This window comes from Mesorhizobium tamadayense (genome assembly GCF_003863365.1).
GTDB classification, from domain to species: domain Bacteria; phylum Pseudomonadota; class Alphaproteobacteria; order Rhizobiales; family Rhizobiaceae; genus Mesorhizobium; species Mesorhizobium tamadayense.
This window is the reverse complement of sequence record NZ_RQXT01000025.1, coordinates 78,377-92,240: the sequence shown is the minus strand read 5'-3', so window position 1 is coordinate 92,240 and position 13,864 is coordinate 78,377. Positions and strand designations below refer to the sequence as shown.

11 protein-coding genes, 1 tRNA gene and 1 pseudogene are annotated in these 13,864 nt (G+C 65.4%); 6 read left to right on the top strand and 7 right to left on the bottom strand.

Annotated features, from left to right (window positions below):
• Positions 1-17: 17 nt before the first annotated feature.
• Together EH240_RS20290 and EH240_RS20280 are read right to left on the bottom strand one after the other, a co-directional pair.
• Positions 18-83: transfer RNA gene (locus EH240_RS20290), tRNA-Ile, on the bottom strand.
• 291 nt (positions 84-374) lie between these two features.
• Entirely contained in the window at positions 375-923 is a 549-nt protein-coding gene (locus tag EH240_RS20280) for a histidine phosphatase family protein (protein ID WP_125001872.1), read from the bottom strand.
• A gap of 174 nt (positions 924-1,097) precedes the next feature.
• Between EH240_RS20280 and EH240_RS20275 the strand changes: the two genes are divergently transcribed.
• From EH240_RS20275 to EH240_RS20265, 3 genes are all read left to right on the top strand, one after another.
• Positions 1,098-2,048, top strand: a complete 951-nt coding sequence (locus tag EH240_RS20275) for an AEC family transporter (protein WP_125001869.1) — start codon at positions 1,098-1,100, stop codon at positions 2,046-2,048.
• Positions 2,049-2,229: 181 nt separating this feature from the next.
• Complete coding sequence (locus tag EH240_RS20270) at positions 2,230-3,687, top strand: NAD-dependent succinate-semialdehyde dehydrogenase (protein WP_125001866.1); 1,458 nt, start codon at positions 2,230-2,232, stop codon at positions 3,685-3,687.
• A 98-nt stretch (positions 3,688-3,785) separates the two neighbouring features.
• On the top strand, positions 3,786-4,805 hold the full coding sequence (locus EH240_RS20265) for an aldose epimerase family protein (RefSeq protein ID WP_125001863.1): 1,020 nt from the start codon (positions 3,786-3,788) through the stop codon (positions 4,803-4,805).
• A 1-nt stretch (position 4,806) separates the two neighbouring features.
• Here the strand turns inward: EH240_RS20265 and EH240_RS20260 are convergent, their stop codons facing one another.
• A complete protein-coding gene (locus EH240_RS20260) occupies positions 4,807-5,727 on the bottom strand; it encodes a sugar kinase (protein WP_125001860.1) in 921 nt (306 codons plus the stop codon).
• Positions 5,728-5,882: 155 nt separating this feature from the next.
• Here EH240_RS20260 and EH240_RS20255 point away from each other — a divergent pair, with 155 nt between their 5' ends.
• A complete protein-coding gene (locus EH240_RS20255; RefSeq protein WP_125001857.1) occupies positions 5,883-6,326 on the top strand; it encodes a FixH family protein in 444 nt (147 codons plus the stop codon).
• Positions 6,327-6,333: 7 nt separating this feature from the next.
• On the top strand, positions 6,334-7,542 hold the full coding sequence (locus tag EH240_RS20250; RefSeq protein ID WP_125001854.1) for a cytochrome-c peroxidase: 1,209 nt from the start codon (positions 6,334-6,336) through the stop codon (positions 7,540-7,542).
• Here EH240_RS20250 and EH240_RS20245 read toward each other — a convergent pair whose 3' ends face one another.
• A complete protein-coding gene (locus EH240_RS20245) occupies positions 7,543-7,995 on the bottom strand; it encodes an Lrp/AsnC family transcriptional regulator (RefSeq protein WP_125001851.1) in 453 nt (150 codons plus the stop codon). It abuts the gene before it with no gap.
• Between the two features lie 164 nt (positions 7,996-8,159).
• Here EH240_RS20245 and putA point away from each other — a divergent pair, with 164 nt between their 5' ends.
• Positions 8,160-11,768, top strand: coding sequence for a bifunctional proline dehydrogenase/L-glutamate gamma-semialdehyde dehydrogenase PutA (gene putA / locus EH240_RS20240; protein WP_125001849.1), 3,609 nt, complete (start codon positions 8,160-8,162; stop codon positions 11,766-11,768).
• A 176-nt stretch (positions 11,769-11,944) separates the two neighbouring features.
• Here putA and hmuQ read toward each other — a convergent pair whose 3' ends face one another.
• From hmuQ to EH240_RS20225, 3 genes and pseudogenes are all read right to left on the bottom strand, one after another.
• Positions 11,945-12,259, bottom strand: a complete 315-nt coding sequence (hmuQ, locus tag EH240_RS20235) for a heme-degrading protein HmuQ (RefSeq protein WP_125001846.1) — start codon at positions 12,257-12,259, stop codon at positions 11,945-11,947.
• A gap of 67 nt (positions 12,260-12,326) precedes the next feature.
• Entirely contained in the window at positions 12,327-13,430 is a 1,104-nt protein-coding gene (locus EH240_RS20230; protein WP_245436208.1) for an energy transducer TonB family protein, read from the bottom strand.
• Between the two features lie 6 nt (positions 13,431-13,436).
• Positions 13,437-13,861: pseudogene (locus tag EH240_RS20225) on the bottom strand (hypothetical protein).
• Positions 13,862-13,864 lie beyond the last annotated feature (3 nt).

Below are 13,864 nucleotides of genomic sequence, written 5' to 3'. Positions count from 1 at the left end.
TGGCTTATCAGGCCAAATGGAGAAGGATTCGAACCTTCGGCCGTCAGATTATGAGTCTGATGCTCTACCCAACTGAGCTATCCGTGTCGTGGGTGTGGGAATTGAACCCTGCCTCCGGACCCAAGTCCGGCGCTCTCCATGAGCTACACCCGCAAGTCCCAACACTCCGAAACGGCGCCGTACACAGCGCGGCAAAGCCGCCTGCGCGGGCGGAGACGAAAGCTCCAACCGTTGTGCTCGCTTCGGTTTTTGACCGGGAGCGCGCCTATAGACCCTGCGACGGGTTGTCGCAAGCGGCATTGTCGCGGCGGATTCGCGGCTTCTTTCGGCTGTGGCATTTCGGCCACAGCACCGAGCCGTGCGGGCCGACGGCGTCAGAAGGTGACGCGGCCGAGCACCTTGAGGCCGTCGCCCTCCGGTGCCACCACCACGGCTTCGCCCTCGCGCGGCGTGACGCCGGTAAGGGCCTCGATGTTTTCCAGATGCGTGACCAGCACCAGATTGTCGGAACCAGAATAGCCCCGGATCTCCTTCATCACCGCCTCCATCTGGGCGGCCTTCTCAGCGGGATCGGTCTTGAGCAGGTCGAGCGGCTCGAAGGGCTCCGGTTCGGCCTCGAAGGCGATGCGGGCGGTGTCGAGGCAGCGGCAGTAGCGGCTGGAGAGCACGCGCTCGATAGGGGCGGCGCGCGCCGCGAAGAGGGCGCCGATGCGGCTTGACTGCTGCTTGCCGCGCTCCGACAGGTTGAGCTGGCTGGCGCAATTGCCGATGTCGAAATTCGCCGGATCGGTCGTTCCGGTGACGAAGGCGTGGCGAAGCAGCACGACGTGACCGCCGTCGCGCAAGAGCGCCCAGCCGGCGTCGGTTGCGTGGGCGAGGGTCGGGACGGCAAACAGGAAAAGCGCCAGGGCAAGTCGCAGCATCAGAAGTCCTTATAGCGGTCCGCGAGGCCGGAGCCATGACCGGCATATAGGGACCGCAAAGCGGGCTGAAAGACAAGCTGAGGGCGAGCGATGCATGGGAGCACGGCTTCCCGCCGGTCGATTGCGCCACGATCGGGGCTCGCCTATCACGGGAAAAATGTCTCTGCCCCGAAAATGACTCCGCTCACCGAAACCGTCCTCTTCGTTTTCAGTCTCGTCGCGCTCGGCTATCTCGCCGGGCTCACCGGCTATCTGAAGCCGGTAAGCGGGGAAGGCATATCCGAATTCGCCGTCAACGTGGCGATGCCGCTGCTTTTGTTCCAAACGATGGTGAAGTCGGATTTCCACGGCGTGGCGCCTTGGTCGCTGTGGGGCGCCTATTTCGCGGCGGTCGCCGTCACCTGGGCCGCCGGCCATCTGGTCACGACGCGCATCTTCGGCCGTGACGCCCGCGCCGGCATCGTCGGCGGCGTTTCCTCGGCCTATTCCAATGTCGTGCTGCTCGGCGCGCCCTTCATACTCGGCATATTCGGCCCGAACGGCTTCGAGGTCTTGTCGCTGCTGGTCTCCATCCATCTACCGGTCATGATGATGGCCTCGATCGTGCTGTTCGAGATGTTCGGCCGCAGCGGCGGCGAGCAAGTGCATCCGCTGCGTGTCCTCAGGAATTTTCTCAGGCGGCTGTTCGTCAATCCGCTGATTATCGGCATTCTGGCGGGGCTCGCCTGGCGCTTCACCGACGCGCCGCTGCCGGCGCTGATCGGGCGGCTGGTCGACGCGCTGGCCGATACGGCCGGGCCGGTGGCGCTGTTTGCGATGGGACTCAGCCTGCGCCGTTTCGGCATTTCCGGCAACGTCCGGCCGGCGCTCGCGCTGTCGGCTCTCAAGCTCTTCCTGATGCCGGCTCTGGTGCTTCTCCTGGTCTGGCTGCTCGGCCTGCCGCCGCTGACGGCAAAGGTGGCCGTGGTGGTGGCGGCGTTGCCATCCGGCGTCAACTCCTATCTCATCGCCGTTCAGTTCAACACCGGCCAGGCGCTGGCGTCGAACCAGATGACGATCGCCACGGCAAGCGCGGTGCTCACCACGTCGTTCTGGCTGACGGTGGTTGTACATATCTTTGGATAGCAGAGCGGGGGATAGCGGGAGCGGGCTCGCGCTCGCCTTTGCTGGCCCAACCCCTATATGCCATCTTGTGATTGCTTGCCGGGCTTTCCCTAGGTAAGAGCAATGCGCCAGCGTGCGGCCTTGCACGCTTATCGAATATCCAGAAAAACGGCCGATCAGCGCGCCGAACGGAGGCCAGACCATGCTTCAGAAAACCAGCCATTTCATGCGCCAGGCCAATCTCATCAACGGCGAATGGGTGCAGGCCGACAGCGGCCAGACCATCGACGTCAACAATCCCGCCACGGGCCTCAAAATCGGCACCGTGCCGAAGGCCGGCAAGACCGAAACCCGCCGGGCCATCGAGGCCGCCGAGGAAGCCTTCAAGACCTGGCGCAAGACCACCGCGCTCGAGCGCTCGAAGCTTCTGCGCAAGCTGCACGACGCGATGATGGACAATCAGGACGTTCTGGCCGAGCTGCTCACCATCGAGCAGGGCAAGTCGCTCTTCGAATCCAAGGGCGAGATCGGCTCGGCCGCGAGCTACATCCTGTGGTTCGCCGAGGAGGGCCGCCGCACCTATGGCGACATCGTGCCGTCGCCCTGGGGCGACCGCCGCATCCTGGTGACCAAGGAGCCGGTCGGCGTCATCGCCGCCATCACGCCGTGGAATTTCCCGTCCTCGATGCTCGCCCGCAAGCTCGGCCCGGCGCTGGCCGCCGGCTGCACGGCCGTCGTCAAACCGGCCTCGCAGACGCCTTATTCGGGCCTCGCCTGGGGCGCGCTCGCCGAGGAGGTCGGCTTCCCCAAGGGCGTCATCAACATCCTGACCGGCTCGGCCGGCGAGATCGGCGACGAGATCTGCGCCAATCCGCTGGTCAAGAAGATCACCTTCACCGGCTCCACCGAGGTCGGCAAGATCCTGATCCAGAAGTCGTCGGTGACAGTCAAGAAAGTGTCGATGGAACTCGGCGGCAACGCGCCGTTCCTGGTCTTCGACGATGCCGACATCGACCGCGCGGTTGCCGGCGCCATCACCGCCAAATACCGCAATTCCGGCCAGACCTGCGTCTGCACCAACCGCTTCCTCGTGCAGGCCGGCGTCTACGACAAGTTCGTCGAGAAGCTGGCCGCGGCCAGCAACAACCTCAAGGTCGGTTCCGGCCTGGAGGAGGGCGTGCAGCAGGGGCCGCTGATCGACGAGAAAGCGGTCGAGAAGGTCGAGGAACTGATCGCCGACGCGACGTCGAAGGGCGGCAATGTGGTTGCCGGCGGCAAGCGCCACGCGCTCGGCGGCTCGTTCTTCCAGCCGACGGTCATCGCCAATGCGACGCCGAAGATGCGCTTCATGAAGGAGGAGATCTTTGGGCCGGTCGCCCCGGTGTTCAAGTTCGAGACCGAGGAAGAGGCGATCGCGCTCGCCAACGACACCGAATTCGGCCTCGCAGCCTACTTCTACACCGGCGATCTCGGCCGCGCCTTCCGCGTGATGGAAGGACTGAAGTACGGCATGGTCGGCGTCAATGAGGGCTTGATCACCACGCCGGAGGCGCCGTTCGGCGGCGTCAAGGAATCGGGCCTCGGCAAGGAAGGCGGACACCAGGGCATCGAGGATTATCTCGACACCAAATATGTGTGCATCGGCGGGCTCGGCCTCTGACAGCCATCCACTGGTGGGGCAGGCGCCTGGCCTGCCCCTGCCGGAGACAGCCGGCGTAGTCCACCGATCAATGAACTGTACGTTTTTTGGGCACAGCGATGAAGGACGGCGAGATCTTCGGCACGACGCAGGCGGGCGAGCCGGTTCGCCGCTTCACCATCCGAGGCGGCGGGCTGACCGCCAACATCATCGGCCTCGGTGCGATCGTCCAGGATCTGCGGCTCACCGGTCATGACGCGCCGCTGGTGCTGGGTTACGACAGTTTCGAGCCCTATGAGAGCGACCGCGCCTATTTCGGCGCCGTAGTCGGCCGCTTCGCCAATCGTATTCGCGACGGCCACTTCATCATCGCCGGCAAGCGCTACCAGACGGACCGCAATTTTCTGGGAAAGCACACGCTGCATGGCGGGTCGGAAGGCTATTTCCACCGTCCGTGGACGGTTTCGCTACACGGACGCGATTTCGTCACGCTGACGCTACACGATCCGGACGGCACGATGGGCTTTCCAGGCGCGCTCGACGTCACCTGCACCTACCGGCTGAAGATCCCCGGCACGCTCAGCATGGAACTGACCGCGACCTGCGAGGAGCCGACGCTCTGCAACCTGGCGCAGCACTCCTACTTCAACCTCGACGATGGCGGCGCCGGCGACATCCTCGACCACCGGCTGATGCTCAATGCCGGCGCCTACACGCCCGTCGACGGCGAGATGATCCCGACCGGGGCGGTGAAGCCGGTCGACGGCACGCCTTATGATTTCCGCCAGGCGCGACCGCTCCGCATGGAAACGGAAGGCGAGCAGCTTTCCTACGACGTGAATTTCTGCCTCGCCTCGAGCCGTGGACCGCTCCACCAGGCGGCCTGGGTGCAAGGCGCCAACTCGGGCATCGAGATGGAAGTCTGGACCACCGAGCCCGGCCTGCAGCTCTATATCGGCCAGTATGTGGCGCCGTCCTCGCCCGGATTGGACGGGCGCCGCTACAAGGCCTTTTCAGGCTTCTGCCTCGAAGCGCAGGCCTGGCCGGATGCGCCGAACCGGCCCTATTTCCCGCAAGCCACGCTGTGGCCAGGCCAGATCTACCGTCAGGTTACGGAATACAGGTTCCGGCTCCCCTAACTTAGCCGTCGAAAGCTGCTCTAAGCGTCTCGAACGGCGCCAGGGCGCCGCGAACCTGGACCACGGCGGCGGCGACGCGATGCGCGCGCCGAACCGCGTCGGCGGGCGCATCGCCAGCGAGCCGGGCGGCGAGATAGCCGCCATTGAAGGAATCGCCGGCGCCGGTGGTGTCGACGGGTGTGGCGACATGCACCGCGTCGACTGTTTCCGATCTGCCTCCCACGCCAATCAATGCCGGTTGCTCGCCATTCTTGACGACGACCTCAGCGACCAAGGGACCGAGACGTTCCGCTGTCGCCTGCGAAGTCTCGTCTCCGAACAGCATCTGCTCGTCCGGAAAAGTCGGCAGGGCGATGTCGGCGATGGCAAGCGCTTCCAGGATCGCGGCCTGTGCCGTTTCACGGCCAGGCCAGAGCCTGGGGCGATAGTTGGGGTCGAAGGCAACGAGCGAGCCGGCCGCACGGGCCGTCGCGACCGCCGCGAGCAAGGCTTTGCGCGCCGCCTCGTCCAGAATTGCCAGGGTGATTCCGGAAAAGTAGACAAGCGCCTGGTTTTCAAGGCTTTTCGCCAGCGCCGCCGGATCGGAGGCAAGCTGGCGCGCCGCCGCGTCGCTTCGCCAATAGGTGAAGGCGCGCTCGGCTCCGGTGAGCGTGATGGCGTAAAGGCCGGGCCTGGCGCCGGCAATGACCGGGCTGTTGCCGATACCGATGCCGTTCCGGGCGAAGAAATCGATCTGATCGCGCGAAAACGGATCATCGCCGAAGGCCGAGACAAAGGTCGCCGGGCGGCCCGGGCTCAGTGCATGAAGCGCCCAAAGCGTGTTGAAAGTGTCGCCGGCAAAGCCCATGCGCCAGTTCGGCCCTGCCTGGCCCGACAGCTCGATCATGCATTCGCCGATCGACGCGATACCATTGGCTTCCATTCGGCTTATCCTCCTAAGGCTTTGTTGCTGTAGCTTTTTGCAACCGCTAGCGCCATGCTTGGCGTGGGCCGATTTTTGCGCCAGAAGCGATTTCCCACAGGCGGGGCGGGATGCGGCACGCAGCCCGCGACGTTATCAGCCGAAGAGGAACGGGTTTGGCATCGATATGGCGTTATGTTCTTGCGGGTCTCGGTCTGGCCGCCCTGCTGGTCGGCATCCTCGCCGTTGTCTATCTGACGGCGCCGCACTCGGCGTCAGGTCCCGACACCTCGCGCTCGAAGAAGACGGCGAGCGGCCTGTTTATGGCGAGCTTCGAGCCGGAGCGCGGCGTGATCCGGCAAGGCGAGCTGCAGTCCTGGCTGCTGACGCTGAAGACCGCCGCCGGCGCGCCGGTGGAGGGTGCTGCGATCACCGTTTCCGGCGGCATGCCGCAGCACAATCACGGCCTGCCGACCAGCCCGCAGGCGACCGACTATCTTGGCGGAGGCCGCTACCGCATCGACGGCGTCAAGTTCACCATGAGCGGCTGGTGGCAGCTGCGCTTCGCCATCTCGGCGGCGGCGGGCTCCGATTCCGTCGTCTTCAACATCGTCTTGTGAGCAGCCGATGAGGCGCCTGGTCAGTGTCGCAAGCCTGCTCGCCCTGGCCGCGCTCGCTTTGCTTGGCGGTTGCGGCAGGCCTCAGTTCAGCGACGCCGAGAAGAAGACCATCGCCTCGCTGGCGCTGAACACGCTGCCGGCGCTTAAAGCGGACACCACGAACCAGTATGCCGACGTGCCGGCCGCGGCGGCGCTCGGATCGACGCTGTTCTTCGATGTCGGCATGAGCCGCGACGGCACGGTGTCCTGCTCGACCTGCCACAAGATCGACCGCCAGTTCCAGGACGACCTGCCTCAGGCCGTCGGCGTCGGCCGCACCAATCGGCGCACCATGCCTTTGGCCGGCGTGGCGCGCGATCCATGGTTCTTCTGGGACGGAAGGCGCGACAGTTTATGGGCGCAGGCGCTGACGCCGCTCGAAAACCCGTTGGAACAGGCCGGCAACCGCGCCGCCTTCGCGCATTACATCAAGAACCGCTTCGGCGAGCGCTATGAGCGCATCTTCGGGCCGCTGCCCGATCTCTCCGCGGTGCCGGCCAATGCCAGTCCGCTTGGCACCGATGCCGAGAAAGCGGCGTGGAACGCCATGCCGGCCAGCCAGGCCGACGCCGTCAACCGCGTCTTTGCCAATATCGGCAAGGCGATCGCGGCCTTCGAGCGGTCGATCGAGCCTCCGCAGACACGCTTCGACCGCTTCGCCATCGATCTCGCGACCGGCACCAAGCCGCAAGGCGACGCTGCCTTCTCGCCGGAAGAGATCCTCGGGCTGAAGCTATTCATCGGCAAGGCCAATTGCGTGAGCTGCCACAACGGACCGCGCTTCACCGACAACTCCTTCCACAGCACCGGCGTGCCGCCGGTCAAGGACCTGCCGCCGGATCGGGGCCGGATCGACGCGGTGGCTCAAGTTCAGGCCGATCCGTTCAACTGCTTTGGCAAGTTCCGCGACGGCGACGCGAGCGCCTGCCGCGAGCTGCGCTTCATGGTGAAGGACGGGCAGGACTTGGTGCGCGCATACAAGACGCCGTCGCTGCGGGGCGCGGCCTCGCGTCCGCCCTATATGCATGCCGGACAGTTTTCCTCGCTCGACGAGGTGGTCGCGCATTATTCGAAGGCACCCGCTGCCGTCGAGGGCGTTTCGGAGGTCCATCCGCTTGATCTGTCCGATCGCGAGCGGGCTGCGCTGGTGGCCTTCCTCAAGACTTTGTCCGAGTAGCTACCGGTCCTTGACCGTCTCCATCGCCACGAAGGTCGAGGTCTGCGCGACGTGCGGCAAGGCCGAGATGCGCTCGCCGAGCACGCGGCGATAGGCGGCGATATCGGTGGTGCGGACTTTCAGGAGATAATCGAAGCTCGATGCCATCATGTGGCATTGCTCAATCTCCGGCACTGACTGCACCGCGCGGTTGAAGGCGTCGAGCGCGGCCGAGCGCGTGTCGGAAAGCTTCACCTGGACGAAGGCGACATGGCCTTCACCCATGCGCTCGCGGTCAACGATTGCGCGATAGCCTCTTATGTAGCCATCCTTCTCCAGCCGCTTCACCCGCGCCTGCACCGGCGTCTTCGACAGGCCGACCTTCAAAGCCAGTTCAGACATGGAAAGCCTGCCGTCGCGCCCGAGCGCGGACAGGATGTTACGGTCTATGCGGTCCAATTGGTCTTCGAGCATCGATCTGGTGGTCAAAATGATGGGAATAGGTGCTATATGATAGTTCAAACTACCTATTCTGTCGATTTCTTTGGACCGATTGGATTCCGCGGTTGTGCTAGTTTGCGCCGATCGGTCCGGTGGCCGCCAGACCGCACCCTTAGGCTCGCTTTCATGGACCCGACATGCCGCTCGATGCCATCCGCCAGCAGATCCGCGCCAACTACCTGCCCGACGAAGACGAGGCGATGAAGCGCCTCTCCGCAGCGGTCGGACTTTCGGCGGAGGAGCGCAAGGCGATTTCGGCTCGCGCCGCCGATCTGGTGCGCGCGGTGCGCGGCTCGACCGATCCGAGGCTGATGGAGGTTTTTCTTTCGGCCTACGGCCTGTCGACCAAGGAGGGCGTGGCGCTGATGTGCTTGGCCGAGGCGCTGCTGCGCGTGCCCGACGCCGAGACGATGGACGATCTCATCGCCGACAAGATAGCGCCGCATGATTGGTCGGCGCATTCGGGCAGCTCGAGCTCCATCTTCGTCAACGCCTCGACCTGGGCGCTGATGCTGACCGGCCGCGTGCTCGACGAAGGCGAGGGCGGCATCGAGGGCACACTGCGCGCCATGGTGAGAAGGCTCGGCGAGCCGGTCATCCGCAAGGCGGTGGCGGCGGCGATGCGCGAAATGGGCGAGCAGTTCGTGCTCGGCCGCACCATCGCCGAGGCGGTCAAGCGCGGCCGCCCGATGACGCAGAAGGGCTATCTCTATTCCTTCGACATGCTGGGCGAGGCTGCCCGCACCGAGGTCGACGCGCTGCGCTACCACAAGGCCTATGCGGACGCGATTTCCTCGCTCGACTCCGGATCGAACGGTCCCGACATCCGCTACAACCACGGCATTTCCGTCAAGCTCTCCGCACTCCATCCGCGCTATGAGGTGGCGCAGAGGGAAAAGATGCTGCCGGTGATGGCCGAGCGGCTGTTGTCCCTGGCTCTGGCCGCCAGGCATTCGCGCATGGGCCTCAACATCGATGCCGAGGAAGCCGACCGGCTCGATCTGTCGCTCGACGTTATCGAACGCGTGCTCGCGGAACCGGAGCTCGCCGGCTGGAACGGCTTCGGCGTCGTCGTCCAGGCCTATGGCCCGCGTGCGGCCTTCGTCATCGACTGGCTCTACGCGCTTGCGAAAAAGCACGACCGCAACATCATGGTGCGGCTGGTGAAGGGCGCCTATTGGGACACCGAGATCAAGCGGGCGCAGACGCTCGGCCTTGCCGGCTATCCCGTCTTCACGCGCAAGGCCAACACCGACGTCTCCTATATCGCCTGCGCGAAAAAGCTGCTGTCGATGACCGACCGCATCTATCCGCAGTTCGCCACCCACAATGCACATACGGTGGCGGCGATCCTGTCGATGACGAAGGATCGCGATTCCTTCGAGTTCCAGCGTTTGCACGGCATGGGCGAGGCGCTGCACGAGACGGTACGCAAGGCCGAGGGCACGCGCTGCCGCATCTACGCGCCGGTCGGCGCGCATTCCGATCTGCTCGCCTATCTGGTGCGGCGGCTGCTGGAGAACGGCGCCAACTCCTCCTTCGTCCACCAGTTGACCGACGAAGAGGTCGAGCCGGAGGAGATCGCCCGCGATCCGCTGGAGGCGGTGGAAAGCCAAGGCCCCGCCGCCAACCCGGCGATCGCACGCCCGGCCGCGATCTTCGGCGCCGGCCGGCGCAATTCCAAGGGTTTCGACATCACCGATCCGGTCACGCTTGCGGCCATCAACAGGGCAAGGGCGGAATTTGCCGCAGCGGACCGCTGGCACGCCAAGCCGATCACTCGCGCCGCCGGCTACGGCAAGCAGCGGCAGATCGTCAATCCGGCCAAGCCGGACGAGGTCGTCGGCACCGTGCATGAGGCGGCGGCCAAGCAGGTGGCGACCGCCGTGCGCATTGCCGTCGACGCGCAACCAGCATGGGCAAAACGGCCGGTCAGCGAGCGCGCCGCGATCCTCAACCGCGCCGCTGACCTTTACGAGGCCAATGCGGCCGAGTTCTTCGCTTTAGCCACGCGCGAGGCCGGCAAGTCGCTGGCCGACGGCGTCGCCGAAGTGCGCGAGGCGGTCGACTTCCTGCGTTATTACGCGGCCGAGACGGCGAATGCCGAAGCCGGTACGGAAGCGCGCGGCGCGATCGTCTGCATCTCGCCGTGGAATTTTCCACTGGCCATCTTCACCGGGCAGATCGCCGCGGCGCTCGTCACCGGCAATTCGGTGATCGCCAAGCCCGCCGAGCAGACGCCGCTAATCGCCTTCCGCGCCGTCGAGATGCTGCGCCAGGCCGGCGTGCCGGAGGACGTCATCCAGTTGCTGCCAGGCGATGGCCCTTCAGTCGGCGGGCCGCTCACCGCCGATCCGCGCATCGCCGGCGTCTGCTTCACCGGCTCGACCGAGGTCGCCAAGCTGATCGAGAAGCAACTCGCCGAGACCGCCGCGCCCGACGCCATGCTGATCGCCGAGACCGGCGGGCTCAACGCCATGATCGTCGATTCCACCGCGCTGCCCGAACAGGCGGTGCGCGATATCCTCGCCTCCGCTTTCCAAAGCGCCGGCCAGCGCTGCTCTGCATTGCGCGTGCTCTATGTCCAGAAGGACGTCGAGAAGAAGATGCTTGAGATGCTGAAGGGCGCGATGGAAGCGCTGAATGTCGGCGATCCCTGGCTGATCTCGACCGATGTCGGCCCGGTCATCGACGACGAAGCGCAAGCCTCGATCAGCGACTACTGCAAGAAGAAGGGGCTGGAGGGCCGGCTTATCGCCAGGCTGGAAGCGCCGAAGGGCGGCCGCTTCGTCGCGCCGCATGTCTTCCGCGTCAAGGGCATCGAGGAGATGGAGCGCGAGGTGTTCGGCCCGGTGCTGCATGTCGCTACCTTCGACGCCGACGACATCGATGCGGTGATTGCCGCCATCAACCGCAAGGGCTACGGCCTGACCTTCGGCCTGCACACGCGCATCGAGGGCCGCGCCCAGCATTTCGTCGACGGCATCCATGCCGGCAACATCTATGTCAACCGCAACCAGATCGGTGCCGTGGTCGGCTCGCAGCCCTTCGGCGGCGAGGGGCTGTCGGGCACCGGGCCGAAGGCCGGCGGGCCGCATTATCTGCGCCGCTTCCGCAAGGGGCCGGAGGCGGGCACCGAGGTCGGCGAAGGCCATAAGGTGACCGCCACCGAGCTCGCCGACAATCTGCCGGATCCGACGCTTGGCGGATGGTCGACGCGGCCGGACCGCGTGGCGATCCTGAGAAAACATCTGCGCGGCAAGGGGGCGGCGGCCATTGCCGCAGCGGCGAGCCTCGATTTCGGCCAGGTCGACCTGCCCGGACCGACAGGCGAGGCCAACACGCTGTCGCTGGCGCCGCGCGGACGAGTGCTCTGCCTCGGGCCGGATGCCGATACGCTGCTTGCGCAGGCGATCCAGGCTTTAGCCGCCGGCAATGCGGTGCTGGCGGTGGCGCCCGGCGCGCCGGCGGCGCTGTCGGCATTGACCGGCAAGGGCCTGCCGCTTGCGGCGATCGACGGCCGGCCCGACCCGGTCGAGGCGCGATCGCTGCGCGTCGATGTGGTGGCCTTCTCCGGAACGCCGGAGGCGGCGCGCATCGTGCGCAAGGTGATCGCCGAACGCGCCGGGCCGATCGTGCCGCTGGTTACAGAGGTGCTCAATCCGGCGGCTTATGCGCATGAGCGCGCGGTCTGCGTCGATACGACCGCGGCCGGCGGTAATGCCAGCCTGCTGGCCGCTGCTTAGGGCGTATTGATATTCAGGTGAGGCCGGCGTGCAAACGGTGGCTTCCTGCGCTTCCGCTGCTCACGTACATTAAGTACGCTCCGCTCCGGTTCTCGGAAACCACCGTTTTCGACGCGGCCTGACCTGAATCTCAACACGCCCTTTCCCGTCAGCGGGGTTGGCCGTAGCGCGTCCGGCTAGGCGCCCTCGACCACCGAAAATCCCTCAAACTGGGGATGGCCGAGATAATGCACCTTCGAGGTGCCGGCGTTGCGATGCGCGGCGCGGAAGTTCTCTGACTTGGTCCAGGCAACGAAATCCTCCTGGCTTGCCCAGACCGTGTGCGAGGCAAACAGCGTGTAGCCCTCGGTCTCGTTGACCGGGCCGCGCAGCAGGTGGAATTCCCTGAAACCCTTCATTTCGGAGAGGCTGGAGTCGCGGTTCTTCCAGACGTCCTCGAAGGCTTCTTCCGAGCCGTTCTGGACCTTGAAGCGGTTCATGGCGATGTACATGGGTTTCCTTCCAGAATGAGTGCCTGTGGCGATTGATTGAGGGTATGAAACGGCGAGGCGGCGGTTCTTAAAACGGACCGATGCGGGCTTTGAACACCCAGCTCGACCTGCCGGTCTCCGGTGGAATGGGCGGGAACGGGGCTTGCTGGCGCACCAGTTTCAAGGCGAATTGGTCCAGCTCGGCAGACCCTGAGCTTTCGGCAAGCTGCAAGTCGCTGATGCTGCCGTCGGCCATGACGACGAAAACCACTCTGGCATTGTTGCTGGCCTTTTCCTGAACCGCTTTCGAAACGCGACGGTTGGCACGGGCAAGCTTCTTCTGGATTTCACCGCTGTAGCGGGATTCCAGCGCATTGCCGGCCGCGGCTTCTTTTTTGCCCTTGCTGGAAATCACCGGCTGGTCGTGTTTCTCGCCATCCGCCGCGCCGCGCGAATCATTGGTTTTGCTTGTTCCTCCAAGTCCGGCTGGTCCGCTTGGCCTTGCAGTTGGGACCGGTGGCGTCCCGGTATCGGCAGGAGGCGCCCCGGCGCTTTGCATCTGAACCGCAGACGGCGCCTGCGGCTCAGCTCTTGGAGCGATACCCTGTTCATCCTGGCGCGGAATGGCAGCCGTCAGTGCGTCCGGAGCGGCGGTCGCCTGTTTGACGGCTTCCGGCGGAGGCTCAGGTGCCGCCGGCCGCTCTACCGCTTGAGGCGCGTCGGTTGGCGGCGCGGGTGGAACTGCCTCAGGCTTGGCCGGCCGCGGATCGGGCACCAAGGTCACGTCCATCACGCCAGGTTCGCGGCCATCCAAAGCGCTGCCGACCACATCAGCGCCTGATTGATCGGAGCCTTCGGACTGGATTGCATCGCTGGAATCGATTGTTCCGGCAGGCGCGATCAGGAATGCCGCCGCGGCGGCGGCATGGAGCAGACAGGAGACCGCAATCGCTACCGTCCATTTGCGCTCCCCGGCCGACTGCCGCGCTTGCGCAAGTGGTTCGGCCGGCACGATCGCCAGTTCGCTGCCAGCGTCGGGGAGGGGGCTGATTTCCTGCATGTCTCGCGACGAGACCTGCCGCGAGCGACGTGGAATTGTCAAATCAAGATCGGTTGCCGAAAGCCGCCCGAAGCCGATGCCGGCCAGAGGCCAGGCAACGGTCTCGCGCGCAATTGCCGGCTCGATACCCACGGCTTGTCAGACTCCGAACGCGATGCCGGTCTTGGTTGAGGTCTTCAGGCTGCGCATGCAGGCCGCCGGCTCGACGCCGGTACCGGCGCATTCCCTCGCGCTGTTGATCAGCACGCGGCTGATCTTGCCGCAATCGGCGCCGGCAAGGTCGAAGCGCGTGACCTTGGTCTTGCCGGCGGGCAGGTCCTTGAAATCGAGCACGGTGAGGCGGTCGATGACGCCGGCCTCGTTGAACAGGGCGATCTCGAAGGCCGCCTTCGACAGGTCGGCGCCGAGCACATTGCTGACGACGAAGGTCAAGCGGCAGCCCTTGTCGGAAGGCTGCGCGGCGTTGAGCTCCAGGCTCAATGCCGCGGCTGGGGCCGGCGCGGGCCAAGCGACACTGCCAGCGCCGAGATCAGGAGACGGAGCGATGTCGTTGAGCGTGGCATTTC